Annotated in this window: 24 protein-coding genes; 20 read left to right on the top strand and 4 right to left on the bottom strand. The window is 45.6% G+C overall.

What is annotated here, in order from left to right; all coding sequences use genetic code 11:
• Positions 1 to 5 precede the first annotated feature (5 nt).
• The 7 genes from purQ (at position 6) to purD (ending at position 9,341) form a co-directional block, all read left to right on the top strand.
• Positions 6 to 695: a phosphoribosylformylglycinamidine synthase subunit PurQ gene (gene purQ / locus J2Z20_RS12820; RefSeq protein WP_209850763.1), complete on the top strand. Its 690-nt coding sequence runs from the start codon at positions 6 to 8 to the stop codon at positions 693 to 695.
• Positions 673 to 2,916, top strand: a complete 2,244-nt coding sequence (purL, locus tag J2Z20_RS12815; protein ID WP_209850760.1) for a phosphoribosylformylglycinamidine synthase subunit PurL — start codon at positions 673 to 675, stop codon at positions 2,914 to 2,916. Before purQ ends, purL begins: the two co-directional genes overlap by 23 nt.
• Positions 2,901 to 4,373: an amidophosphoribosyltransferase gene (gene purF, locus J2Z20_RS12810; protein ID WP_209850757.1), complete on the top strand. Its 1,473-nt coding sequence runs from the start codon at positions 2,901 to 2,903 to the stop codon at positions 4,371 to 4,373. The genes purL and purF overlap by 16 nt, the downstream gene beginning before the upstream one ends.
• A gap of 367 nt (positions 4,374 to 4,740) precedes the next feature.
• Complete coding sequence (gene purM, locus J2Z20_RS12805) at positions 4,741 to 5,781, top strand: phosphoribosylformylglycinamidine cyclo-ligase (protein WP_209850754.1); 1,041 nt, start codon at positions 4,741 to 4,743, stop codon at positions 5,779 to 5,781.
• Positions 5,781 to 6,389, top strand: coding sequence for a phosphoribosylglycinamide formyltransferase (gene purN, locus J2Z20_RS12800; protein ID WP_209850751.1), 609 nt, complete (start codon positions 5,781 to 5,783; stop codon positions 6,387 to 6,389). The genes purM and purN overlap by 1 nt, the downstream gene beginning before the upstream one ends.
• 119 nt (positions 6,390 to 6,508) lie before the next feature.
• On the top strand, positions 6,509 to 8,056 hold the full coding sequence (purH, locus tag J2Z20_RS12795; protein ID WP_209850747.1) for a bifunctional phosphoribosylaminoimidazolecarboxamide formyltransferase/IMP cyclohydrolase: 1,548 nt from the start codon (positions 6,509 to 6,511) through the stop codon (positions 8,054 to 8,056).
• Positions 8,057 to 8,075: 19 nt separating this feature from the next.
• Positions 8,076 to 9,341 (top strand): phosphoribosylamine--glycine ligase, encoded by a 1,266-nt coding sequence (purD, locus tag J2Z20_RS12790; protein ID WP_209850744.1) that lies wholly within the window; start codon positions 8,076 to 8,078, stop codon positions 9,339 to 9,341.
• A 93-nt stretch (positions 9,342 to 9,434) separates the two neighbouring features.
• On the opposite strand, the gene J2Z20_RS12785 is transcribed toward purD, so the two are convergent.
• Both J2Z20_RS12785 and J2Z20_RS12780 read right to left on the bottom strand, forming a co-directional pair.
• Positions 9,435 to 9,788, bottom strand: a complete 354-nt coding sequence (locus J2Z20_RS12785) for a hypothetical protein (protein WP_209850741.1) — start codon at positions 9,786 to 9,788, stop codon at positions 9,435 to 9,437.
• An 8-nt stretch (positions 9,789 to 9,796) separates the two neighbouring features.
• On the bottom strand, positions 9,797 to 10,348 hold the full coding sequence (locus tag J2Z20_RS12780) for an NAD(P)H-dependent oxidoreductase (protein ID WP_209850738.1): 552 nt from the start codon (positions 10,346 to 10,348) through the stop codon (positions 9,797 to 9,799).
• A 177-nt stretch (positions 10,349 to 10,525) separates the two neighbouring features.
• Here J2Z20_RS12780 and J2Z20_RS12775 point away from each other — a divergent pair, with 177 nt between their 5' ends.
• The 6 genes from J2Z20_RS12775 to J2Z20_RS12750 all read left to right on the top strand — a co-directional run bounded on the left by J2Z20_RS12775 (position 10,526) and on the right by J2Z20_RS12750 (position 16,907).
• Positions 10,526 to 11,161 (top strand): HlyD family secretion protein, encoded by a 636-nt coding sequence (locus tag J2Z20_RS12775; RefSeq protein WP_209850734.1) that lies wholly within the window; start codon positions 10,526 to 10,528, stop codon positions 11,159 to 11,161.
• 12 nt (positions 11,162 to 11,173) lie between these two features.
• Positions 11,174 to 12,715 carry a DHA2 family efflux MFS transporter permease subunit gene (locus J2Z20_RS12770; RefSeq protein WP_209850731.1) on the top strand — a complete coding sequence of 514 codons (1,542 nt, stop codon included), beginning with the start codon at positions 11,174 to 11,176 and terminating at the stop codon, positions 12,713 to 12,715.
• Positions 12,716 to 12,931: 216 nt separating this feature from the next.
• Complete coding sequence (locus tag J2Z20_RS12765; RefSeq protein ID WP_209850728.1) at positions 12,932 to 13,879, top strand: ring-cleaving dioxygenase; 948 nt, start codon at positions 12,932 to 12,934, stop codon at positions 13,877 to 13,879.
• A complete protein-coding gene (locus J2Z20_RS12760; RefSeq protein WP_209850726.1) occupies positions 13,876 to 14,496 on the top strand; it encodes an alpha/beta hydrolase in 621 nt (206 codons plus the stop codon). Before J2Z20_RS12765 ends, J2Z20_RS12760 begins: the two co-directional genes overlap by 4 nt.
• A gap of 237 nt (positions 14,497 to 14,733) precedes the next feature.
• A complete protein-coding gene (gene ilvA, locus J2Z20_RS12755) occupies positions 14,734 to 15,996 on the top strand; it encodes a threonine ammonia-lyase IlvA (protein ID WP_209850723.1) in 1,263 nt (420 codons plus the stop codon).
• Positions 15,997 to 16,190: 194 nt separating this feature from the next.
• The gene (locus tag J2Z20_RS12750) at positions 16,191 to 16,907 is read left to right on the top strand and encodes a copper amine oxidase N-terminal domain-containing protein (RefSeq protein ID WP_209850720.1); all 717 of its coding nucleotides are present in this window, start codon (positions 16,191 to 16,193) and stop codon (positions 16,905 to 16,907) included.
• A 68-nt stretch (positions 16,908 to 16,975) separates the two neighbouring features.
• On the opposite strand, the gene J2Z20_RS12745 is transcribed toward J2Z20_RS12750, so the two are convergent.
• On the bottom strand, positions 16,976 to 17,641 hold the full coding sequence (locus J2Z20_RS12745) for a DUF1129 family protein (RefSeq protein WP_209850717.1): 666 nt from the start codon (positions 17,639 to 17,641) through the stop codon (positions 16,976 to 16,978).
• 140 nt (positions 17,642 to 17,781) lie between these two features.
• On the bottom strand, positions 17,782 to 18,621 hold the full coding sequence (locus J2Z20_RS12740; RefSeq protein WP_209850715.1) for a hypothetical protein: 840 nt from the start codon (positions 18,619 to 18,621) through the stop codon (positions 17,782 to 17,784).
• A gap of 220 nt (positions 18,622 to 18,841) precedes the next feature.
• Between J2Z20_RS12740 and J2Z20_RS12735 the strand changes: the two genes are divergently transcribed.
• From J2Z20_RS12735 to corA, 7 genes are all read left to right on the top strand, one after another.
• Positions 18,842 to 19,054 carry a hypothetical protein gene (locus J2Z20_RS12735; protein ID WP_209850713.1) on the top strand — a complete coding sequence of 71 codons (213 nt, stop codon included), beginning with the start codon at positions 18,842 to 18,844 and terminating at the stop codon, positions 19,052 to 19,054.
• A gap of 120 nt (positions 19,055 to 19,174) precedes the next feature.
• The gene (locus J2Z20_RS12730) at positions 19,175 to 20,005 is read left to right on the top strand and encodes an alpha/beta hydrolase (RefSeq protein ID WP_209850710.1); all 831 of its coding nucleotides are present in this window, start codon (positions 19,175 to 19,177) and stop codon (positions 20,003 to 20,005) included.
• Between the two features lie 79 nt (positions 20,006 to 20,084).
• Positions 20,085 to 20,885, top strand: coding sequence for a DODA-type extradiol aromatic ring-opening family dioxygenase (locus tag J2Z20_RS12725; protein ID WP_209850707.1), 801 nt, complete (start codon positions 20,085 to 20,087; stop codon positions 20,883 to 20,885).
• Between the two features lie 142 nt (positions 20,886 to 21,027).
• Entirely contained in the window at positions 21,028 to 22,107 is a 1,080-nt protein-coding gene (locus tag J2Z20_RS12720) for a DUF3048 domain-containing protein (RefSeq protein WP_209850704.1), read from the top strand.
• Positions 22,108 to 22,278: 171 nt separating this feature from the next.
• Positions 22,279 to 22,893 carry a DUF47 domain-containing protein gene (locus tag J2Z20_RS12715; RefSeq protein ID WP_209850701.1) on the top strand — a complete coding sequence of 205 codons (615 nt, stop codon included), beginning with the start codon at positions 22,279 to 22,281 and terminating at the stop codon, positions 22,891 to 22,893.
• Positions 22,894 to 22,985: 92 nt separating this feature from the next.
• Entirely contained in the window at positions 22,986 to 23,972 is a 987-nt protein-coding gene (locus J2Z20_RS12710) for an inorganic phosphate transporter (protein ID WP_209850699.1), read from the top strand.
• A 66-nt stretch (positions 23,973 to 24,038) separates the two neighbouring features.
• Positions 24,039 to 24,995, top strand: a complete 957-nt coding sequence (gene corA, locus J2Z20_RS12705) for a magnesium/cobalt transporter CorA (protein WP_209850696.1) — start codon at positions 24,039 to 24,041, stop codon at positions 24,993 to 24,995.
• Positions 24,996 to 25,010 lie beyond the last annotated feature (15 nt).

The raw sequence follows: 25,010 nt of genomic DNA, 5'->3' as shown, positions 1-25,010 counted from the left end.
GTCTTATGAAATTCGCTGTACTTGTATTTCCAGGGTCTAATTGTGACATTGACTGTTATAAAGCGGTAGAGGAAACGACCGGTGAGCCGGTAGATTATGTATGGCATACGGCCACGGACTTATCGGAATATGATTGCATACTTGTTCCCGGCGGTTTCTCCTATGGGGATTACTTAAGATGCGGGGCGATTGCTCGTTTTGCGCCTGTCATGGCTGAGGTTGCTAAGGCTGCTGAGCAAGGCAAATATGTTCTAGGCATTTGCAATGGATTTCAAATATTAACGGAGGCGGGGCTCCTTCCCGGGGCATTACGGCGCAACACATCGATGAAGTTCATCTGCCAAGATTCGAAGCTTCAAGTTGTGAATCATACAACACCATTTACGAGTGAGTACGCTGCTGGAGAGGAAATTACGATACCGATCGCGCACGGAGAGGGCAACTATTATTGTGATGAAGCGACTCTAGAGCGATTGAAAGCAAACAATCAGATTGTTTTCCGTTATTCCCATAATCCGAACGGTTCAACGGACGACATTGCTGGCATTTGCAATGAGCGCGGCAACGTCGTCGGAATGATGCCCCATCCCGAGCGGGCAGTAAGTTCAATTCTTGGATCAGAAGATGGTAAACGCATGTTCACATCAATACTGACAGCTTGGAGGGATCAATATGGCGCAGCAACTGTGGGCTAAAGAACCGACGGCAGAGCAAATTGCCGAGCAGCAAATATATAAGCAGATGGGCGTATCAGACTCTGAATACGAACTGATCTGCGGTTTCCTTGGGCGTAAACCGAATTATACGGAAATTGGCGTATTCAGCGTCATGTGGTCTGAGCACTGTGCGTATAAGAACTCCAAGCCGCTGCTTCGCCGTTTTCCAACTAGCGGCCCCCGCGTTCTAATGGGTCCAGGCGAAGGTGCCGGTATTGTCGACATTGGCGATAACCAAGCGGTTGTATTTAAAATTGAAAGCCATAACCATCCTTCCGCTGTTGAACCTTATCAAGGGGCAGCGACAGGGGTTGGCGGTATCATTCGTGATATTTTCTCTATGGGAGCAAGACCTGTTGCCATTTTGAACTCTTTACGATTCGGTAAGCTCGAGAGTGATCGTGTTAAATATTTGTTCGAAAATGTCGTGTCTGGTATTGCAGGTTACGGCAACTGTATCGGAATTCCGACAGTAGGCGGCGAAGTGATGTTCGATGACAGCTACGATGGCAATCCACTCGTCAATGCGATGTGCGTCGGTATTATCGATCATGACAAAATTCAGCGGGGTGTCGCTAAAGGTGTAGGCAACCCAGTGTTCTACGTTGGTCCGCCAACGGACCGTGATGGGATTCACGGAGCAACATTTGCGTCAGAAGAATTAACAGAGGAGTCCGAAGCAAAGCGTACTGCGGTTCAAGTCGGTGATCCATTCATGGAGAAGCTAGTGATGGAAGCTTGCTTGGAGCTGATCAATTCGGGCATCGTACTTGGTATTCAAGATATGGGTGCAGCGGGTCTCACCTGTTCAAGCGCAGAGATGGCAAGTAAAGCGGGTAATGGTCTTGAGCTTTACTTGGACCAAGTACCGCAGCGCGAACAAGGCATGACTCCGTATGAGATGATGCTGTCTGAATCCCAAGAGCGGATGCTGTTTGTTGTGGAGCCTCAGCATGAAGCTCAGGCTCAAGAAATCTTTGATCGTTGGGGCGTTATTTGCGCGAAGGTAGGTAAAGTAACCGACGACGGACGTCTGAAGCTGTTCCATCATGGTGAAGTTGTTGGTGATATGCCTGTCACTGCACTCGTTGATGAATGCCCTGTATATTATAAAACTTCTGCCGTTCCTGCTTATTATGAGCAAAATGCTGGAATCAATACACTCCGCTACGAAGAAGTGACGGATCTGGGAGCTGCTTTGAAAAAAGTGCTCGGCTCACCTAACGTAGCCAGCAAAGCGTGGGTATATAACCAATACGATCACATGGTGCGTACGAGCACGGCAGTTCGTCCAGGATCGGATGCGGCCGTTGTAACGATTCATGGAACGCGTAAAGGTCTAGCGATGACGACAGATTGTAATGGACGGTTCGTCTATCTTGATCCTGAAGTAGGTGGACAAATCGCAGTTAGTGAAGCTGCGCGCAACATTGTCTGCTCAGGTGCAGAGCCGCTTGCGATTACCGACAACTTGAACTTTGGCAGCCCTGAGAAGCCGGATATTTTCTGGCAAATGGAAAAAGCGGTTGACGGTATGGCTGAGGCATGCCGAACTTTAAGTACACCGGTTATTGGTGGTAATGTCAGTCTTTACAATGAGAATGCTCAAGGTGCAATCTATCCGACGCCGGTTGTTGGTATGGTTGGCCTCGTTCATGATATTGATCACATTACGACGCAAGCATTTAAGCAAGAGGGAGACGTTATTATTCTGCTCGGCGAGACGAAGGCGGAGCTTGGCGGCAGCGAGTTCCAATCTGTGGTGCATGGGGTTACTGAAGGACGTCCGCCGCAAATAGATCTGGATGTAGAGAAGAAGCTTTTGAGTTCAGTTCTTGAAGCGATTCAAGCTGGACTTGTACAGTCCGCACATGATTTGTCAGAAGGCGGATTAGCTGTTGCTTTGGCTGAGTCTTGCATTAGCGGCGGGCTTGGGGCACAGGTGAATGTGGTAACGGACCTTCGTTCAGACATCGCTTTGTTCAGTGAGAGCCAATCTCGAATTTTGCTGTCTGCTGCTCCAGATAAGGCTGCTCAATTACAAGAAATGCTTGTTAACAATGGAGTACCAGCAGCGGTTCTGGGTAAAGTTCAAGGAACGGATTTAGTCGTGAATGTGAACGGACAACGCGCTGTAAGTGAATCCGTGAATGAACTGAAACGAGTGTGGGAGGACGCGATTCCATGTCTCATGAATTGACCGCGCAGCCGCTGTGGACAGGAGACTATTATAACGAAGGAACGGGCCGATCGGATATTTTTGATACATTGAAGGAAGAGTGCGGAGTATTCGGAGTGTATGGTCATCAGGATGCAGCTACGCTCTCCTATTATGGACTGCATGCGCTCCAGCACCGCGGAGAAGAGAGTGCGGGTATATGCGTCACGAACGGAGTGCAGTTTAACTATCATCGTGAAATGGGACTTGTGAAGGAAGTATTCGATAAGGATCGTCTCGCCTCGTTGACTGGGGATATGTCCATTGGACATGTGCGTTATTCGACAAGCGGCGACAGCCGGCTTACGAATGCGCAGCCGCTCATCTTTAAATACCGTGATGGCGACCTCGCCATCGCAACGAACGGCAATATCGTTAATGCACCGCTTATTAGAAAAGAGCTTGAGCAGACGGGTTCCATCTTTCAGACGACAAGCGATACAGAAGTCGTAGCACATTTAATCGCACGTTCGTCGAAGGATTTTATTGAAGCGGTGAAAGACGCGCTTCGGAAAATTGTCGGCGGGTTTGCATTTATGATTATGACTAACGATAAGCTGGTGATTGCTTCTGATCCTAATGGGTTACGTCCGATAACGATGGGCCGCTTAGGAGATGCTTATATCTTTGCTTCGGAGACATGTGCACTGGAGACGATCGGTGCCGAGCTTGTCCGAGATATCGGGCCTGGTGAACTTTTAATTCTTGACCGGGGCGGACTTCGTGAAGATCGATTCACAGAACCTCAGCGCAAAGCACTTTGTGCGATGGAATATATTTATTTTGCAAGACCAGACAGCGATTTGAACGGCGCTAACCTGCATTCCGCGCGTAAACGGATGGGGCGCCAGATGGCGCTTGAATCATTTATCGATGCGGATATTGTTACAGGCGTGCCGGATTCCAGCTTGTCCGCTGCGATCGGCTACGCCGAACAGACCGGAATCCCATATGAAATGGGATTAATCAAAAACAAATACACAGGCCGCACCTTCATCCAGCCGAGCCAAGAGCTGCGCGAACAAGGCGTCAAAATGAAGTTAAGCGCCGTGCGCAGCGTCGTCAGCGGTAAACGCGTCATCATGATCGACGACTCTATCGTGCGCGGCACGACATCGCGCAGAATCGTCAACATGCTGCGCGACGCCGGAGCAACAGAGGTGCATGTGCTGATCACATCACCGCCTTTCAAGAACCCTTGCTTCTACGGCATCGATACGCCAGACCGAAAGGAGCTAATCGCTTCTAGCAAAAGCATTGAAGAAATCCGCAAGGAAATCAATGCCGATTCACTAGCATTCCTAAGCCCCAAAGGCTTAATCAAAGCCGTCGGCGGCAATAGCGCGAACGAATACAAAGGCGGCCTATGCATGGCCTGCTTTGATAATGACTACCCGACAAAGCTGGATTTCGGCGGGGAAGAGAAGCGATCATTTTGATAAAGCAAGAGGCAGAAGAGAGAAAGTTAGTAGAAGTGCACAGGTAGAAGTTAGAAATTAGAAGTTAGAAATTAGAAGTTAGAAAGTAGAAGGTAGAAGGTAGAAGGTAGAAGGTAGAAGGTAGCAATGCACCAACTGGAAGCGGGTCCCCGCATTTGCGAAGCAAACAGGGGACGAAAGCGATCCTACACCAAAAGTAACTATAAGCGCACACACTCCCTATTGAGACAACCTTTCGGGAGTCCAGAGGGCGCAGCCCTTTGGGGTCCTCCCTCTGGGAGGATTTAGGTGGGCAGAAGTCAGGATTTAGGTGGGAAAGCGGTCAGCATTTAGGTGGGCAATTTAATATTAAGGAGTGTTGATACGGGTGTCTGAAGCATACAAGAACGCCGGGGTAGATATCGCGGCGGGCAATGAAGCGGTGGAACGGATGAAAAAGCACGTCAAAAGAACGTTCCGTCCTGAAGTGATGACAGATTTGGGCGGTTTTGGTGCTTTATTTGGGCTGAATAAAGACAAATACGAAGAACCAGTGCTCGTATCAGGCACAGACGGTGTCGGCACGAAGCTGAAAATTGCATTTGCTATGGATAAGCACGACACGATCGGTATTGATGCAGTGGCGATGTGCGTTAATGATATCGTAGTCCAAGGCGCGGAGCCGCTATTTTTTCTAGACTATTTAGCGTGTGACAAAGTAATTCCTGAAAAAATCGAAGCGATTGTGCAGGGAATTGCTGAAGGGTGTCATCAAGCGGGATGTGCTCTCATCGGCGGTGAGACAGCAGAAATGCCGGGAATGTACAGTAGCGGTGAATATGACATTGCCGGGTTCACGGTTGGCGTCGTAGATAAGCATAAGATCATTAACGGTTCCACCATCTCACCGGGGGATATTGTCATCGGACTCGCTTCTAGCGGCGTTCATAGTAACGGCTTCTCTCTAGTACGTAAACTCCTTTTAGAACAAGCGGGTTACAGCCTTCAAGATGAGATTGCGGAACTTGGAGGACGTCTTGGCGATGTTCTGTTAGAGCCTACGAAAATCTATGTCCAGTCCTTGCTGAACCTCATCGAACAAATTAACGTCAAAGGGATGGCACACATTACAGGCGGCGGCTTTATTGAAAATATTCCAAGAGTACTCCCGGATCATGTGAACGTGGATATTGAGTACGGCTCATGGCCGATTTTGCCGATTTTCAAGCTGATGCAGTCACAAGGACAAATATCACATCGTGATATGTTTACGACTTTTAATATGGGAATCGGACTTGTGCTTGTCGTTGCTGAACAAGATGCTGAACCAGCGCTTCGCCTTTTACAGGAAAATGGTGAGGAAGCATATACAATTGGCAAAGTAAACTCTGGTGAACGCAAAGTTACGTTTACGGGGGTAGAAGGTTAATGTCTTATCGTATTGCTGTGTTCGCTTCGGGGCAGGGCAATAACCTTCAAGCGCTTGTTGATGCTGAAGCGGCTGGAACACTTGGCGGTCAAATTGATCTGCTTGTCTGTGATAAACCGAATGCTCCGGTCATTGAACGTGCTAAGCGGGCTGGCGTTGATTGCTTTGTTTTTAATCCTAAAAGCTATCCTTCACGTGAAGATGCAGAGCGAGACATCATTGTACAACTAAAGAAGCGTAGCATTGATCTGATCGTACTCGCAGGATACATGCGTCTGCTTACTTCGACAATCGTTGAACCCTATATGGGCCGCATCATTAATATTCATCCCTCGCTTCTGCCGGCTTTTCCAGGAAAAGACGCAATTGGGCAGGCGCTTCGTTACGGCGTTAAAGTGACTGGAGTAACGGTTCATTTTGTCGATGGGGGCATGGATACTGGACCGATTATCGCTCAACGGGCTTTGGAAATTGACCCCAATGATGATGAGCATTCACTTGCACAGCGTATTCATCGAATAGAACAGGAGCTGTATCCGCAAGTCGTGTCCTTGTTCGTTCAAGGCAAGATTGCCTTAGACGGGCGTCTAGTAACGTTTCAAAGCTAACGGCCATTAAGAACTGACATTAGAAGTTTGTTTATACATTGTTAATGGATATTTCTCGGGAAATATGTCGTTGTTTGTTATATGGAATTTTTGTGTCTGAATTGAAGGAGGAATAGATTGTGAGTATTAAAAGAGCGCTTGTCAGCGTGTCTGATAAAAGAGGTATCGTAGATTTTTGCCGTGAGCTGTCTTCATTAGGTGTAGAAATTATTTCGACAGGCGGAACGAAAAATTTGCTGGCGAAGGAAGGCGTACCTGTCATCGGTATTTCTGATGTAACAGGCTTTCCGGAAATTTTGGACGGACGGGTTAAAACGCTCCATCCAGCTGTACACAGCGGTCTGCTTGCCATTCGAGACAGCGAAGAGCATCAGAAGCAAATGAATGAATTAGGTTTGGATTATATCGACCTTGTCGTCGTTAATCTGTACCCGTTCCAAGAGACGATTGCGAAGCCTGATGTTGCTTATGAAGACGCTATTGAAAATATTGATATCGGCGGTCCAACGATGCTGCGTTCGGCTGCGAAAAACCACGCTTTTGTCAGTGTTGTTGTCGATGCAGATGATTACAGTACAGTACTCGAAGAAATTCGAGCTGGTGGAGATACGACTCTTGAAACAAGAAAACGGCTTGCGGCAAAAGTGTTCCGTCATACGGCGGCTTATGATGCACTCATCTCTGATTATTTGTCCAAGGTGACAGGCGATCCTCTTCCTGAACGCTATACGGTAACTTATGAGAAAATTCAAGATTTGCGTTATGGTGAAAATCCGCACCAGAAAGCAGCTTTTTACCGTAAACCACTTGCTCCAGCTGGAACATTAACAACCGCAGAGCAACTGCATGGTAAAGAGTTGTCCTACAATAACATTAATGATGCGAACGCTGCCCTGCAAATTGTCAAAGAATTCGACGAACCCGCTGTCGTTGCCGTTAAACATATGAATCCATGCGGCGTAGGCGTTGGCAGCACCGTACTCGAAGCTTATCAAAAAGCATACAGTGCAGACCCAACCTCGATCTTCGGCGGTATCGTTGCGGCCAATCGTACAATCGATAAAGACACGGCAAATTTGCTCAAAGAAATATTCCTAGAAATTATTATCGCACCGGACTTCACACCGGAAGCTCTTGAAATTCTGACTCAGAAGAAAAATATTCGCTTGCTGAAAATGGGTGAGTTCGGATCAGCAGCAGATCGGAAGAGCGAGTTCGTCATTACATCAATAGATGGTGGTATGATCGTTCAAGAGAGCGACATTCATTCGCTTGATCCTTCCGAGCTTCAAGTCGTTACAGATCGTCAGCCTACAGCAGAGGAATTGAAGCAGCTTCTATTCGGATGGAAAGTCGTTAAGCACGTGAAATCCAATGCAATTGTCCTCGCATCAGGCAATATGACTGTTGGTGTAGGTGCAGGACAAATGAACCGTGTCGGTTCTGCGAAAATTGCCATTGAACAAGCTGGGGAAAAGGCAAAGGGCTCTGTACTCGCTTCCGACGCGTTCTTCCCAATGGGGGATACGCTTGAATTGGCTGCAAAAGCGGGCATTACAGCCGTCATTCAACCTGGCGGTTCTATTCGCGATGAGGAATCGATCAAAGTAGCGAACGAGCACGGCATTGCAATGGTCTTCACGGGTGTACGCCATTTCAAACATTAAAATGTAATGGAGGACGAACATGGACATTTTGGTCATTGGCGGCGGCGGACGTGAACATGCAATTGTGTGGGCTTTATCAAAAAGCCCCAAGGCAGGACGTATTTATTGTGCGCCAGGGAATGCCGGTATTGGACAAATTGCAGAGTGTGTACCGATTGGGGTGAATGAATTCGACCGGTTAACAGCTTTTGCAGCTGAGCGAAACGTTGACCTCGTCGTTGTAGGACCGGATGATCCGCTTGCGGCAGGGATTGTAGATGCTTTTGAAGAGGCGGCCATTCCGGTATTTGGTCCTCGAAAAAATGCAGCGATCATTGAAGGCAGTAAGACATTTATGAAGGATTTGCTCAGAAAATACAACATTCCGACGGCTGCTTATGAGAAATTCGATGATTACGAACAAGCGCTATCGTATCTCCATACACAGCAATTGCCGATTGTCATTAAAGCGGATGGACTTGCTGCAGGCAAAGGCGTTACGGTTGCTTATACGATGGAGGATGCCGAGAAGGCGCTTCATGATATGATGGTAGACAAAGTGTTTGGAGAAGCGGGCAATCATGTCGTCATTGAGGAATTTCTAGCAGGGCAGGAAATGTCTATTCTCTCATTTGTCGATGGAGAGACCGTTCGTCCTATGGTAGCGGCTCAAGACCATAAGTCTGTATTTGACGGCGATCAAGGGCCGAATACAGGTGGAATGGGTACTTATTCACCGCTTCCGCATATTGACGACTCGATTACCCAAGAAGCGATTGAAACGATTATTAAACCGACGGCGAAAGCGATGGCGGCTGAAGGACGGCCTTTCCGCGGCGTTTTATTCGCAGGATTGATGATCACACCGGATGGCAGACCGAGGACCATTGAGTTCAATGCGAGATTCGGCGACCCAGAGACACAAGTCGTCCTGCCAAGATTGAAGTCCGATTTGCTAGATATTTTGTTAGCTGCGGTTCATGGAAATCTGGCAGATGTAGATATTGAGTGGAAGGACGAAGCGGCGGTATGTGTTGTATTGGCTTCAGGAGGTTATCCAGCATCATACGCGAAAGGCGTCCCGATTTCAGGTTTGGAGCAAGTAAAAGATGCTCTCGTATTCCATGCGGGTACCGCAAAGAATGAAGCAGGTGAATGGGTAACGGGCGGCGGCCGTGTGCTTGGCGTCGTCGGACTTGGTCCGGATATTGCTGCAGCGCGCCATAAAGCGTACGAACAAGCAGAGTTAATTGCATTTGAAGGCAAGCATCAGCGGACGGATATCGCAGCAAAAGCACTGGTGTAATGTCGGTGTAGGGGGAATTAGGGCGGAATAAATAGAGATATAGAAGAGGCGCGAAGAGCAGGATGCTCTTTCTCGCCTCTTTTTAGTCTCTTTTTAGTCTCGCTTCGCCATAGACCGAAGCGCCTCGCGATAGGCTTCATCGGATGTCTTTTCCGGCTTAGAATTAAACTCCTCTTGCTTAGGAGGTTTATTCTGATTTGAAAACTGACGCAGCGCTTCTCGGTAATCTTGGTCGCTCATATTTTGGGATGTTCTGGAGTGCTGCTCAATCTCAATGATTTTCCCAGAAGGTCGATTCTCTATTCGATCAATGACTTCTGGCCCAGCAGGTTCGGTGTTATCTAATTCGGTTTTCTGTCTATTATCAGACTTTCTAGCCACGCGGGTATTATAGACGAGGAGAAAGATTAACAAGATCAAAGCCAGCGCAATTAATGCATAAAGCATAAGGATCCCTACCTTGCCGCAGAGGATATCAATTGTTTGGTGACTTCTGCAACTCGCTTGCCGAGTGCTCTGCCAAGTGCGAGGTCATTCTCTTTAGGGAGATTTGGCGGATCATCTGGAGAGAGTTCGACAGGGCATGTTACACCTACTCCGTAATAGGACCCGTGCAAAGCATTTTCGGGAATATTGCTTGGCAGTCCGACGATAATCATACCGTTATGAAGCATCGGTGTTATGAGGTTAATCATGGTGGATTCGAGTCCGCCGTGTAAGGTTGCTGTTGTGCAGAACACAGCACCAACCTTGCCCACAAGCTTACCTTGAGCCCATAAATATCCCAGACGATCAATCCATTCCTTCAGACCCGCACTGATGGTGCCGAAATGTCCTGGACACCCCCAAATAATAGCGTCGATTCCTTCGAGCATGTAAATATCAGCTTCCCGGACATGGTGCATGGTCACTTCAGCACCTTCTACACTTCCTGCACCTTCATTTATAGAACGGGCTAACGCCTCGGTATGACCATTGTCGCTATCGTACACTATATAAATTTTCATGAAAACGTCCCCTTTGCACCATCATTTCACCTTATTAATCCCCATACTGCCGTAATTTATCCGGTATTACCGAATGAGCCAATGATTAGAAAAAAATGCATACCAGATACCTGTTTAGGAAATGCTCTTGCTTAGACTAGCTATATTTGGCCAACGAATGAGGAGGAATTTCATGCTATGAATGCACGAGCATTGCTTGTCAATATTTTAGTCATCATCATTATCCTTGCACTTGGGGGAGCAGCTATTTACTACTACAATCAAACAGCTAACTACATAAGAACGAATAATGCCCAAGTGGCCGGTCAACCGGTGACGATTATGGCTCCTGCAGCTGGCAGGCTGGCGAGTTGGAACGGACAAGTAGGTAAATCCTACAACGCTGGCGATACGATAGGCAGTATTCAGACCGGGGCAACGACGGAGACAATTACAGTTCCGATCAGCTCCACCATTGTACAGCAGTCCGCAGTACCCCGCTCTTTTGTCGTTCCAGGTACAATTTTAGCGAGAGCCTACAATTTAAATGATTTGTGGATTAACGCGAACATAAACGAGACGGATATTAACGATTTGGAAGTTGGTCAAACGGTAGACGTCTATATCGACGCATTTCCTGGTACAACTCTTACAGGCACTGTACACCAAATTGGTTTAGCAACAGCATCTACGTTCTCCTTGTTTCCAAGTACGAACACGAACGCCAACTATACCAAAGTGACTCAAGTCATCCCTGTCACGATTACAATTGAGGGGTATAAAGGACTTGGAATCGTTCCTGGCATGAATGCAACGGTAAGAATTCACATCTAGGAGGACAGCGTCATGGCGAACGCGGACAACGCCCATTTGGGACGCACACTAACCGTCCTGTTATTGGGAACGTTTATTGCAATACTTAATCAGACGCTGCTTAATGTAGCCATCCCTCATTTGATGAATGAATTTAACGTATCGGCAACAACGGTGCAGTGGCTGTCTACCGCGTACCTACTCGTTAACGGTGTACTCATTCCGCTTACGGCTTATCTCATTGGATCGTTTGGTACACGAGGTTTGTTCATTTCAGCTATGGGCCTGTTCACTGCAGGATCCGTTCTGTGCGCTGTGAGTACAACATTTCCGCTTATGCTCTTCGGACGGATTATCCAAGCTTGCGGGGCTGGGATTATTATGCCGGTAGTGATGAACGTCTTTCTAACCGTTTTCCCGCCAGAAAAGCGCGGCAGAGCAATGGGCATGATGGGCATAGCGATTATGTTCGCTCCAGCAATAGGGCCAACTTTATCGGGCTGGATTGTAGAGAACTATACGTGGCGCATTTTATTTTTCATGGTCATTCCACTTGCTGTCCTTGATATCCTGTTTGCTTATAAATGGTTGGGCAACGTATCCAAACTAACGAATCCTAAGTTCGATTTTTGGGGAGTCGTATTCTCAACGATTGGATTCGGAACGTTGCTGTATGGATTTAGCTCTGCAGGGGATAAGGGATGGGAGAGTATGACTGTCCTTGTCTCGTTATTCATTGGAGCCGTATTTATTTTGCTCTTTGTACTGCGTGAGCTTAGATTAGATGAACCGCTACTCGAATTTCGTGTGTTTAAATACGATATTTTCACGATCTCAACGATTGTCGGTGCTGTGGTAACGATGGTTCTATTCGGTGCAATGCTGCTGCTGCCGATTTATTTGCAGAATATTCGCGGATATACTCCGCTGCAGTCTGGATTACTGCTTCTGCCGGGTGCTATATTGATGGGCATTATGTCGCCTATTTCAGGTGTTATTTTCGATAAAATAGGGGCGCGGCCACTGGCCATTGTCGGACTGATTATTACTGCTGTCTCAACGTTTGAATTCAGCAAGCTGACTGCGGATACAACTTATTCGCACATTTTGTTTCTTTATACTGTACGCAGCTTTGGGATGTCACTGCTCATGATGTCGGTGCAGACGGAAGGGCTTAATCAGTTACCTCTTCATTTAAGTGCCCATGGCACAGCCATGTCCAATACGATGCGGCAGGTGGCTGGATCGATCGGAACTGCACTGCTTGTGACGGTAATGTCTACACGAACGACGATCCATGTCGCTGATGCAGCCAATCATGTATCGGCGGCCAACCCTGTTATTGTAGAAAATATGAACGCGATAGGGCAGAACATTGCGGTGATGGCGGGTGTTCCTCCAGAGACAGGATACGCTATTGGTCTGCAAATGGTCTATGGACTATCTTTGAAAAATGCGAGTATCCAAGGCATCGATGATGCCTTCATTGTTGCTACGTGGATTGCTCTTGCAGGATTGATATTCTCCCTATTCTTGAGGAGAGCCAGAAGGCCGAGAAAAACTCGGGTAAAATAAATGTATAAAATAAATTGTATAAAATAAATCAAAGAGCCGTTAGTCCGTGTTGGTACCTAAGTGACATGGATTGACGGCTTCGTTTATTTGTGGAAGTGGCATCGCAATTGATTTGCATGTAGCAGTCATTTATATTAATATAAAACTAAAGAATCTTAATTTTAAAATACATGAAAATAATGTTTCGTTTTCGTTTTGAGTAGAGGAGGAGTTTAGGTGCTTAAGACAGCAGGAATTCACCATATCACCGCATTTGTAAATGATGCGCAAGCGAATGTTGATTTCTACGTTGGCGTGCTTGGCTTACGTATGGTGAAGAAGACGATTAACTTTGATGCTCCAGAGGTGTACCATTTTTACTTTGGGAATGAGAAAGGCAGCCCAGGTACAATTATGACCTTCTTCCCGCAAGCAAATGCACGCAAAGGGGTCATTGGCGGCGGACAGGTCGGGATTACGGTGTTTACGATCCCTTCTGGCAGCATGCCGTTCTGGCAAGAAAGACTGAACAAATTTGGCATTGCTTTCGAAGAAACGACACGTTTCGGTGAGAAATATATCCGTTTCGAGGACAATTCAGGGTTGCTCATTGAATTGGTTGAGCGCGAGGAAGGTCCATTAAGCACTTGGTCTTTCGGTGGTGTGCCGGCAGATAAAGCGATTAAAGGATTCGGGGGAGCTGTTCTCTTCAGTATTTCTTCGAAAGACACAAGGAACGTGCTTGAAAATATACTTGGATTAGAAAAGGTTGCTGAAGAAAACGGACTTATTCGTTATCGTGCTGCAGGTGATCTTGGCAATTTGATCGATATTAATGCTCAGGATATGCCGTGGGGCGAAGGCGGGGCAGGAACCGTGCATCATATCGCTTGGCGTGCCAAAGATTTTGAAGAGCATGAACAGTGGAGAAAGCTTATTGCAAATAAAGCTCTTCGTCCTACACCAGTCATCGACCGTCAATATTTCAATGCGGTATATTTCCGGGAATATGGCGGCATATTGTTCGAAATCGCTACAGATCCCCCTGGATTTGATAACGACGAACCGATAGATCAGCTCGGACAGAAATTAATGCTTCCAGAATGGTTCGAACCGCATCGTTCTCTCATTGAACAAAACTTGCCGCCAGTTGAGGTGCGCGTACTGAAGGAGGATAAAGAGTGAATCATCAACATATCTTTAAAAAGGGCAGTGATGAAGCTGCTCCGACGTTAGTTCTGCTGCACGGTACAGGCGGTACAGAGCATGATTTACTGCCACTTGTCGAAATGCTGTCACCCCTATCAAGCGTATTAAGCATTCGAGGTAATGTGCTGGAAAATGGGATGCCGCGGTTCTTTAAGAGACTTGCTGAAGGCGTATTTGATTTGGAAGATTTGGTGCTCCGCACACAGGAACTTAATCAGTTTCTAGATGAAGCAGCGGAGAAGTATAATGTGGATCGCCGTAATATGGTAGCTGTAGGCTACTCGAACGGTGCGAATATCGCCGCCAGCCTTATGTTTCATTATGGTGATGCACTTAAGGGTGCTGTATTGCACCATCCGATGGTACCGATTCGCGGCAAAGAGCTTCCTGCTTTGGAGGATGTTCCTGTCTTTATCGGTGCAGGCAAGAATGACTCCATGTGCCCTCCAAATGAGACAGAGGATTTGGAAGCACTGCTTAAAGGTGCGGGAGCCGATGTTACCGTCCATTGGGAAAATTACGGTCACCAATTAACACGAACTGAAGTGGTCGCTGCTGCGAAATGGTTCGGTCAAATGTTCTTAGAGCAATAATATTTTCATAGATAGTTAACAAGGTCTTTCATCTACGGATGAGAGGCCTTGTTGTTATTAACCATGAACATGAACTTCGCTGCGCCAATCTAGATCGGTCCAAGCCTTGTTGATCATATCAACACTCTTCCCCTCTTGAAAAATATCTCCTTATGGTGGTACGGTAGGGATGGAGATTTTCGGAAAATTGGATGATGCAGTGATAGACGTAAATAGAGTAAAGCGAGGAGAACTGAAATGGATACAGCTGATACCCCAACTGTTGGGATGGCCGATATTGTTCGTGCGCATCATGTGCTTCGTGAAGTGATTGTACGAACCCCGCTGCAACTTGATGCTACACTTTCGGCAAAGTATGATTGCAACGTATATTTGAAGCGTGAGGATTTGCAGGTCGTACGTTCTTTCAAAATTCGCGGGGCTTACAATATGATACGAAGTCTATCACAGGAGGAATTGGACAAGGGGATTGTCTGTGCAAGTGCGGGTAACCATGCTCAAGGCGTGGCGTTCTCTTGTAATGCGCTTGGGATTCAAGGCAAAATTTATATGCCAAGCACTACACCTAACCAAAAGGTGAAACAGGTGAAGCGGTTTGGCGGTTCGCACGTGGAAGTTATTCTAACTGGCGATACATATGATGATGCGTATGAGGAAGCGATGAAAGCTTGCCAGCAATATGGCATGACGTTCATTCATCCATTTGATGATGCGAAGATTATTGCGGGTAATGGTACGATCGGCATGGAAGTGATGGAAAGTCTAGATGTGCCTGCAGATTTTGTTTTTGTAACGATCGGCGGAGGCGGACTTGCAGCAGGTGTCGGCACATACGTGAAGACCGTTAGCCCATCCACAAAGGTGATCGGCGTTGAACCGACAGGTGCGGCTTCCATGACTGAGGCGCTTGCTCGGCAAGAAGTAGTAACGCTGCAGGAGATCGATAAATTTATCGACGGGGCTGCTGTGAAGCGGGTTGGACAGCTTACTTATCAAATCTGCTCGACAGTACTGCATGATATCGTGAAAGTTCCAGAAGGCAAAGCATGTACGACCATTCTGGAGTTGTATAATGAAAATGCAATTGTCGTAGAACCTGCAGGTTCTCTTACAGTAGCTGCACTTGATTTGTATCGTGAACATATTCGCGGCAAAAATGTAGTGTGCGTCATTAGCGGCGGTAATAACGATATCGACCGAATGCAGGAGATTCAGGAGCGTTCATTGATTTACGAAGGATTGAAGCACTATTTTGTTATTAACTTTCCGCAGCGGGCAGGCGCTCTTCGTGAGTTTGTAGCTGAAGTACTTGGTCCTAACGATGATATTACCCGGTTCGAATATACGAAGAAGAATAACAAAGACAACGGTCCGGCACTCGTAGGTATTGAGCTTACCTATAAAGAAGATTACGAGCCGCTTGTCGAGCGATTGAAGAGTAAAGGCATCCAGTTCACTGAAGTGAATCGCGATCTGAACTTATTTAATATGTTGATATAACGAAGAAGTGCGACTATAGCATTAAATGTCCTTCTATAATCATGATAGGTCCGTAGAGGCTAGCCGAGTTTCTGGCTAGTTCTTTCGGACCTTTTTGCTGTGGGAACTGTACCTATTGTCCTTCATCCTCTTCATAATACGACAATATCTTCCGAAGATAACAATATAGAAAATACATTTGAGGAGGCGTTAACGTGCGCAAATTAGGAATGATGTTATTAACGTTTATGTTAGTGGGCAGCTTGACAGCAGGTGCAGTATCAGCTCATGGAAATCATGGAGGCAATGACCGCAACTTTAGACAGCACGATGAACATTCCAATTGGTCAGATCAGTCTGACAAGAGAGAAGACAAGAAAGATCGCAAGGAGCAAGAGAAGAGAGAGAAGCAAGAGAAGAAAGAGAAACGTGACGAGGACCGTGAATCGGTAACTTCCAGTACTTATGGCAAACAAGAAAAACCTAAAAAAGAACAAGGGCGTGTAACCGTAACAATTAGTACTTATGGACAACCAGATGTAACGGTTACGACTAGCACTTACGGAAAACCTGGCCGTAAAGGACATGGGGTTAAAATTGTGATCAATGGCAGCGAGGTACAGTCAACAACTGCTCCGATCGTTAAAGATGGAAGCACATTAGTTCCATTCCGTATTATCTCTGAGCAGCTTAAAGCTAAAGTAACCTACAATGCGAAGAAACGTTCAGTAACTGTTGTTCAAAATGTGACGATCGTTACGATTGTACTTGATCAAAAGGTTGCATATGTGAATGGTAAAGCTGTAAATCTTGATGTTCCTGCAACGGTTGAGAACGGAAGTACAATGGTGCCAGTACGCTTTATTAGTGAAGCGCTTGACGCTAATGTGAAATGGGATGCCGAGTCCGGGTCCGTTGTTATCGATCAATAAAAGCAGTCATAAAAAAGGCGTCCTCCTTAACGGTTAAGTTAAGTGAGGCCGCCTTCTTTATTAAACACTTATTTTTTTCGTAAAAAAATGAACTTCTGTCCGAGAACTCCGATAATGAACAGAATTAAGCTGGTCAAAGGGGTTAATGTAAACACCGGCAACACCGTGCGTAGGTAAAAGCCGACGTACAATATAACAACAACGATAACTAAATAAATACCGATCGTTTTCGCGTTAAATCCTTTTACGCTTACTTTGCCATCACCTAGCTTATCTAGAAAACGTAATAACGATTCAACAAGTAAAATAGAGCCAAGGCCGATTATAATGAGCGTTGCGAGGCTGATGTTTTTGATGTCAGAAGGACCGCCCGTCCAATCGCTCAAAAAACTAGTGAGAGCCAGTAGTAAGAACACCCAGGTTAGTGCGACCCACGGTATCATGATATAGAACTTTATTTTTTCCGAAGATGTACGTTTAGGGAAATCGTCGTTAATGAGCTCTTGGCAATATTTTTGCGGATCGTCGCCGAATAATTCAGCAGCGCTATGTCCGCTCTCCTCGGCCTCAATGATTCGGTCTGCAATTTTTGAAATATGCTTCTCGCCTTCGACCTCATCAGAAGCATTGCTGCGTATATATTCCACCATTTGAGAATATATCTTTGCATTTTCACTGTTCATTTGCTTCTTTTTCTCATTGTTCTCTTCAAACGTTCTACGCAAATCATTCATGTCTAATATGATTCCCCCTCAGGAAGCCGTTTTCTAATATTTACTACAGTATATTGCAGTCCTATGATATGTACAAGAAAACCATGATTTAGTATCTCCCTGGGTTATCATTACTATGACATGTGAAGTTTTCTAACTTATCAACTTATAGGCATTTGAGCTCTCGCACTCTGAATAATACCGCTGATTTTCCCCTCCAGATTCATCATTTTCTGCTTCTGCTCGGAAATTTGACGAAGTAAGGAATTTATGTTGGTTAGAGAACTTTCTGTCCTTTTCGCATCGTTGTCTTTAATCGATTGAGTAAGCGTCTTCCACATTGGGCTTACGTTCCTCTTGAGAATAGTCGCAGTGCTTCGCTCTGCCTTGATTTTCATTATAAGAGGATCAATCTCTGACAAGATATTGCGAATTTTCTTTATCTTTTTGCCCGCTTCATCTTTTGCGGCAGCGAGCGCATGTTCTTTAGCCTGAATGTCTTCTCGTGCCAGCTGCACAGCAATCTTCACAGTATCTGCCTGGGAACGAAGCGCGCTGCTGAGCTCTTTGTTTTTCAGCTTTCTGGCGGCTGCAATTTGCTTGTTTAGCGTACTGTACAGATCGAACAGCGGCTTATAGCGTTCCTTAGTTTGCTTGAGAGCATTATCAAGCTTACTTAGCTTCTCCGCATCAATTAGTTTGATTTGTTTGCGGAGGATCGCTAGCGCTTCCTCATTACTATAGTGGAGTGTACTAATGTTCTGGTCGATCTTTTGATCCTGCACCTGCAAGGTCAGGAAAGTACTGTACAGTGCGTTGATTTTACCTGCAAGTGCTCTATCGGTGGAAGCTGTTGTTTTGTCTAAGTTAGATTTCTGCGCAGGAGATAACTCCATGGAAGCTGCTTTTACAGATGCAGGATGATGAAGGGTAAGCAGAACGACTAAAAGTGCTAACACTATTTTTGTGGCTATTTTTGCATACAAGTTCATTCGTTTCATTCAGAACCTCCCCAGATTTAACTATGCTCGCACACGTCACCAAAAAAAACACCCGCAGGAAAGGCCTGATGAGCCTTACCTTACGGGTGCTTCTCGTAAGTGTGCCGAACTGTTTATTTTTGTAAAATATATAAAAAATAGTCGTATGTGTCAAGTATAAAATGTTCTATGTTCATCTGAAAATAAGGGCAATCATTTAACAGAAAGGATGGGGATGAGTATGGAATATATGGAGCAAGATTTGACACGTTACTATTTACTTCACAGTCATTCCAGAGGATCAGCAGATGAAATGCTGCCAGAAGCAGAAATATTGTCTGCAGAATGGTTAGACGTTTCAATCAATGATGCTCCATATGGCGAAAATGCTGATGCAAATCAGTGGAAAGGCAAGAAAGAAACGAATCATTACATGAAGTTGTATTATGAATAACATTGACATCACTCCCGCCGCGATGATAAGATGAGTTCAAATAAATCACATTAAACTTATCGGAATTATAAATATATTTGAACGATATTGATACATTGCATAACTAAGGGAGGAATTCGAATGGAACGCCACATCGTCATCCGGCATGAGAAGAAAGACCTGACAGCAACGATTCATTATCCAGAGAATAACGTCAAGCAAGATGGACGAAGTAAAGATCGTGTCCCCCTTATCGTGATTTGCCACGGTTTTGTGGGCAACCGAATTGGGGTAGATCGTCTGTTCGTTGAAACTGCGCGGGAGCTGTCTTCAAAGGGTTATCTTGTAGTGCGATTCGATTATGCAGGCTGCGGTGAGAGCACAGGCGCATACGGCAAAGAAGGAATGGAATCGATGATTAACCAGACAAGGACCGTGCTTGATTACGCGACAAGCTGCTGCGATGTTGATCTGACTCGTGTTACGCTGATTGGTCACAGTCTTGGCGGAGCGGTCGCGCTGCATACAGCGGTTCGAGATCGCCGGGTGAAGAATCTTGTTCTGTGGTCGGCGGTGGGCTATCCATTTAATGATATTGTGAAAATTACGGGACGGGACACATACGATCGTGCTGTAAAAGAAGGTGCGGCAGACTATCTAGGATACAGCTTTACACCGAATTACTTTGAGTCGCTTGCGGCGTTCCAGCCATTCCAAGAAGCGCTCAAATTTAGCGGCGATGTTCTCGTCATTCATGGAACCTCGGACGAAGTCATTCCTGTGGACTATGCATTTCTGTATCAGAAATTGTTCTGGATGCGTCCAGAAGGCTGCTGCGACAAGGAAATCATCTTCCAAGCGAATCATACGTATTCATCTGGTCCGCACCGAGCAGAGCTGCTTCAGAAGACGCAAAATTGGCTCAGCGACAAGGAAGCTATACAGACGGATTGGCAACACTGGATGATTTAGCTTTCTGCCTAGTATTTGTCACGAATAAAAGGTAAAATAAAAGGTGTAACCTTATACTGGAGTGTGGAGGTTGGCACCGATGACATTACCTGCATTATTTATTGCGCATGGCTCGCCTGCTCTAGCTTTAGAGGACAACGATTATACGCAATTTCTCACACATTTGGGCCGGAAAATAAAGACGCCGCGTGCGATCGTTATATTCTCTGCCCACTGGGACCAGCCTGTCCAACATATTACGGATGACAAGCTGCATGAGACGCTCCATGATTTCTACGGGTTCCCTGAACCGCTCTACAACATTGAATACCCGGTGCGCGGGGATTCAGAGGTTGTGACGCAGGTGGAGCAGTTGTTCAAGAAGAGCAATCTGCCATATCAGAAGGTGCAAGGACGAGGCCTTGATCATGGCGCTTGGGTGATACTTCGAACAATGTATCCAGATGCGAATATTCCTGTTGTGGAGCTGTCCATTGACTCTAGAAGATCACCAAAGGAGCAGTACGATATTGGTGCAATGCTGTCGAGTCTAAGAGAGCAGGATGTGCTCATCATTGGGAGCGGAGGATTGGTGCACAATTTACGGATGGTTCGCCATATGGAGGGACCACAAGACTTTGCAGCTCAGTTTGACGACTGGATTGGTGAGCAGTTAGCTGAGTGGAACACGAATCATTTATTTGGTTACGAGAAAAAAGCGCCTAATGCGCGCCTGGCCGTTCCTGCGTACGGAACTGAACATATTGCGCCTTTCTTCTATGCAATGGGCGCAGCCGATAACGGGCGCAAGGCGAAGAAATTGTTCCAGATGTATCAAATGGGTTCAATCAGTTTAAATGTTTGGAGCTTTGGAAACAGCGAAGAATTAATCGTCTTATAAATTCGATATATAAAGGGCTACCTTATGAGATTTTAAAGGGTAGCCTTTTTTGTGTTCAATTTGGAGTGATGTTGTGCTTAAATGAAGTAAGATGGAATTTAAGGAAGATGATGCCTTATGCTTCGGGAGGGAAATGATAAATATGACCAAACATTTTTCAAAGAGACTGTATGTTCAAATTGTAATCGCAATTGCTCTTATCGTAATGTTATCGTCCTGCTCAAGTGCAGGTAAACCTGAGGTTTCGGAAGGGCCGGCAGAAGTGCAGCAGAAGCAGCAAACCCCGCCTGCAGAGGAGGCAGCATCGACCACTCCAATGTATACGGCACCGCTAACAGGTATGCCTATGGAGCAGCTAGTGCAAGATAGACCTCTTGCGGTGATGATCAATAATGCCCCTGCGGCTAGGCCGCAATCGGGATTAAGTAAGGCAGATGTCGTGTACGAAGTACCGGCTGAAGGCGGGATTACTCGGTTTGTAGCTATTTTCCAAAGTCATAAAGATATTAACAAGATCGGACCGATTCGCAGTATTCGGCCTTATTTAATAGAGATCGGCGAAAGCTATCATGGAGTGCTCGTCCATGCTGGAGGCAGTACTGATGCGTATGCGATTTTGCAAAAACAAAAGAAAGAACACCTCGATGAAATTACGAATGCGGGGGCATACTTTTGGAGAGAGAAAGATCGTAAGGCTCCCCATAATTTATATTCAAGCATAGACAAGCTTCGAAAAGGTGCTGACAAGCATGGGTACGAACAGCAAGTGAGTATTCCTGCATATACTTTTCGTGATGAGACGGAAGAAGCTTCTGGAGAGAGCGCAAAATCCGTACAAGTGAAATTCATCGCTAGTGACTATGTAGTTGGCTACGATTATGATGAACAAGCTAAGGTATACAAACGATCTATTAATGGGAAGCCGCATATCGATTTGAATACCAATGAACAGCTCAGTGCAGCGAACGTCATTATTATGGGTGCCGACATTAAAGTGCTGGATAAGGTGGGAAGATTAAGCATTGATCTAGACCTCGGCGGTGAAGCAATATTACTGCAACGGGGGAAAATGTTAACTGGACAATGGGTACGAAGCAGCGGTGACATTATTCGATTTGTTAAAGACGGTAAAGAGGTACCGTTATATGCTGGTCAAACATACTATAATATTGTTCCGAGTAGCCCTGCATTTGCAGGTCATGTAACGATTAAAAATCAATAAAAAAGACTATTGCACACTCCCTTTATGGATGGCGCTTCCATCCTTTTAGGGAGGCGGCATTTTGCAAATGTGGTTCTTTACAAAACCACCTCCATTTATGGTAAGATAACAAAGGTTGTCTTTTTCTTTATTTCGAGGTTTTTCAGCAATTTTTAGAAAAGGGGTTATTGTATGCGGATAAAGAAGAAAGATATATTCTTCGAACAATTGGAGAATATGGCAGATACGGTCGTACAAGCAGCGGATTATTTTGCTGAACATGTTGCGAAATTACAAGATGTATCACTTTTTGCCAAACAGATGAAGGAATATGAGACAAAATGTGATGAGTTTACTCATACCATCATTATCGAGCTCAACAAAACATTTATTACGCCGATCGAACGTGACGATATTATGGAACTGGCAACCACAGTTGATGATGTATTAGACGGTCTTGAAGCAAGTGCTTCGAGGTTCGACATGTATCATTTAAGTGATCCGGATGAATACATCGTGCAGTTCGCAGAAATTTTGCGTCAATCTGCCTATGAGATTCAAAAGGCGATTCACTTGCTTACTGAGAAAAAACTCCTAGCCATTCGCGAGCACACGATTCGCCTGAATGACCTCGAGAACCAAGGGGACGAACTGCTTCGCATGTCGGTCAAAGAGCTTTTCGCAAAAGTAACAGATCCGATCGAGCTCATTAAGAGAAAAGAGATTTATGAGCGCCTTGAAACAACAACGGATACTTGTGAAGATGTAGCGAATACGCTCGAATCCATCATCATGCGCAATTCTTAAGCGGCTTCGCTATGGACAAAGAGAGTGTCAAAAAGGAGGTCTAGATTGCGCGGGTATGTTGGGTTCTATCGACACTGTGCAATAAAATAAATATGGATACATCATTACTTGTACTTGGAATAGTCGTTTTTCTCGCTCTGGCGTTTGACTTTATTAATGGATTCCATGATACAGCCAATGCGATTGCCACATCGGTATCAACAAGAGCATTACCTCCAAGATTAGCGATTTTGCTGGCAGCGGTCATGAACTTTGTTGGAGCGATGTTGTTTACGGGTGTTGCGAAGAAAATCGGGGGCAGTGTAGCAGACCCGCTGAAGCTGGATAACGGGATTGAAGTTGTCATTGCAACGTTAATTGCAGCGATTATTTGGAATCTTGTCACTTGGTGGTTCGGTATTCCGTCTTCTTCCTCGCATGCATTGATCGGGGCTCTGGCTGGTGCCGTATTTGTCGCTGCGCCAGATCAACTGAATTGGGGCGGTTTTGGCAGCATTGTTGAAGCGCTTGTCATTTCTCCACTGCTTGCGTTTGTTGTTGGTTATGTGGTTATGACCATTTTAAAATGGATATTTGCCAAGCATAGTCCGCATACGGTGAACAAAGGCTTTCGATTTTTGCAGATTATAACGGCAGCGTTGCAATCCTTCACACACGGTACGAATGACGCTCAAAAGGCGATGGGGATCATCACTTTTGCACTTGTTAGTGCAGGTGTTCAAGATCATCTAGAAGTTCCGCTTTGGGCTAAAATTGCTGCAGCTACGGCAATGGCACTCGGAACATCAATCGGCGGCTGGAAAATCATTAAAACGATGGGCACGAAAATTTTTAAAATTGAGCCTATTAACGGTTTTGCAGCGGATTTATCTTCTGCATCCATCATCTTTACAGCTACGATGACTCATTTGCCGGTAAGTACAACGCATGTCATTACGTCTTCTATTTTAGGCGTAGGATCTGCGAAACGGTTCTCTGCGGTAAAATGGTCCCTAGCGGGACGTATCGTCATTGCTTGGGTCATTACGATTCCAATTGCAGCGATTTTGGCAGGGATTATATATAAAATTCTTTTTTAGGGTAGAGTGGAGCCAATCTGGGAAGGTTGGCTTTTTTGTTATATGAATATAGAGGAGGTTTGAAGGTTGATTCGAACGCTTGCCATAACTCGTACGCATGACGTAATAATGGATTTGCCGCTTGCAGAGTTACAGCCAGAAAATTATGCATGGATTTGGGTGGACTTTAATTCGCCGACTGATGAAGAATCGAAACTGTTAGATACTCATTTTCATTTTCATCCTTTAGCTATAGAAGATTGTATGCATCTGATTCAGCGGCCTAAGCTTGACATTTATGATGATGTGCAGTTCCTCGTGCTTCATGCCATCCATTTGGATGATTTACATATTGAAGAGGTCGATTTGTTTCTCGGCTCGAACTATATTGTTTCCTATCATGGGCAGCACCTTCAGGAAATCGATGACGCGTGGCAGCGCATTGTTCAAAATGTTCACGATCGCAAAATATGGGCGAGAGGACCTGTAGCGGCGGCGTACAAAATTATGGATAAGCTCGTCGATAACTACTTTCCTTGCCTATACGCTATTGAAGATGAGCTCGCAGAGCTCGAAAATCGAGGGAGCCGTGAGTCGGTTGATGAACTGATGGAACAGGTGTTTGATCTAAGAAGCCGTCTTCTTAAACTTCGCCGTACCATTGTGCCGATGCGGGAATTACTGTACCGTATAGTGAATTCACAGCATATTCAGAGAGAACGGGAACACACGGCTTATTTTACCGATATATATGATCATCTGCTGAAGCTGTCTGACATGATTGAGGAAGATCGAGAGATGACTGCCGATTTAAGGGATAGTTATATTTCGTTGAACTCTAACCGGATGAATTCGATCATGAAGACGCTGACGGTCATCACGACGATTTTTATGCCCCTGACGCTCATTGCTGGAATTTATGGGATGAACTTTGCTTATATGCCTGAGCTGAAGTGGAAGTATGGTTATTTTGCCGTACTATTGATTATGGCACTCCTTGGCATATGGATGGCTGCTTGGTTTAAACGGAGAGGCTGGTTCTAAACAATAAGCCGTACT

The sequence above is a fragment of the Paenibacillus sediminis genome, from assembly GCF_017873765.1.
Lineage (GTDB): Bacteria > Bacillota > Bacilli > Paenibacillales > Paenibacillaceae > Paenibacillus_AG > Paenibacillus_AG sediminis.
This window is presented reverse-complemented; position numbering and strand designations above follow the sequence as displayed.

Bases quoted from the DNA above. Each gene is read 5' to 3' on its own strand.
- purQ (WP_209850763.1), top strand. From the start codon at position 6: ATGAAATTCGCTGTACTTGTATTTCCAGGGTCTAATTGTGACATTGAC.
- purL (WP_209850760.1), top strand. From the start codon at position 673: ATGGCGCAGCAACTGTGGGCTAAAGAACCGACGGCAGAGCAAATTGCC.
- purF (WP_209850757.1), top strand. From the start codon at position 2,901: ATGTCTCATGAATTGACCGCGCAGCCGCTGTGGACAGGAGACTATTAT.
- purN (WP_209850751.1), top strand. From the start codon at position 5,781: ATGTCTTATCGTATTGCTGTGTTCGCTTCGGGGCAGGGCAATAACCTT.
- purD (WP_209850744.1), top strand. From the start codon at position 8,076: ATGGACATTTTGGTCATTGGCGGCGGCGGACGTGAACATGCAATTGTG.
- J2Z20_RS12785 (WP_209850741.1), bottom strand. From the start codon at position 9,788: ATGCTTTATGCATTAATTGCGCTGGCTTTGATCTTGTTAATCTTTCTC.
- J2Z20_RS12780 (WP_209850738.1), bottom strand. From the start codon at position 10,348: ATGAAAATTTATATAGTGTACGATAGCGACAATGGTCATACCGAGGCG.
- J2Z20_RS12775 (WP_209850734.1), top strand. From the start codon at position 10,526: ATGAATGCACGAGCATTGCTTGTCAATATTTTAGTCATCATCATTATC.
- J2Z20_RS12770 (WP_209850731.1), top strand. From the start codon at position 11,174: ATGGCGAACGCGGACAACGCCCATTTGGGACGCACACTAACCGTCCTG.
- ilvA (WP_209850723.1), top strand. From the start codon at position 14,734: ATGGATACAGCTGATACCCCAACTGTTGGGATGGCCGATATTGTTCGT.
- J2Z20_RS12745 (WP_209850717.1), bottom strand. From the start codon at position 17,641: ATGAATGATTTGCGTAGAACGTTTGAAGAGAACAATGAGAAAAAGAAG.
- J2Z20_RS12740 (WP_209850715.1), bottom strand. From the start codon at position 18,621: ATGAAACGAATGAACTTGTATGCAAAAATAGCCACAAAAATAGTGTTA.
- J2Z20_RS12735 (WP_209850713.1), top strand. From the start codon at position 18,842: ATGGAATATATGGAGCAAGATTTGACACGTTACTATTTACTTCACAGT.
- J2Z20_RS12730 (WP_209850710.1), top strand. From the start codon at position 19,175: ATGGAACGCCACATCGTCATCCGGCATGAGAAGAAAGACCTGACAGCA.
- J2Z20_RS12725 (WP_209850707.1), top strand. From the start codon at position 20,085: ATGACATTACCTGCATTATTTATTGCGCATGGCTCGCCTGCTCTAGCT.
- J2Z20_RS12720 (WP_209850704.1), top strand. From the start codon at position 21,028: ATGACCAAACATTTTTCAAAGAGACTGTATGTTCAAATTGTAATCGCA.
- J2Z20_RS12715 (WP_209850701.1), top strand. From the start codon at position 22,279: ATGCGGATAAAGAAGAAAGATATATTCTTCGAACAATTGGAGAATATG.
- J2Z20_RS12710 (WP_209850699.1), top strand. From the start codon at position 22,986: ATGGATACATCATTACTTGTACTTGGAATAGTCGTTTTTCTCGCTCTG.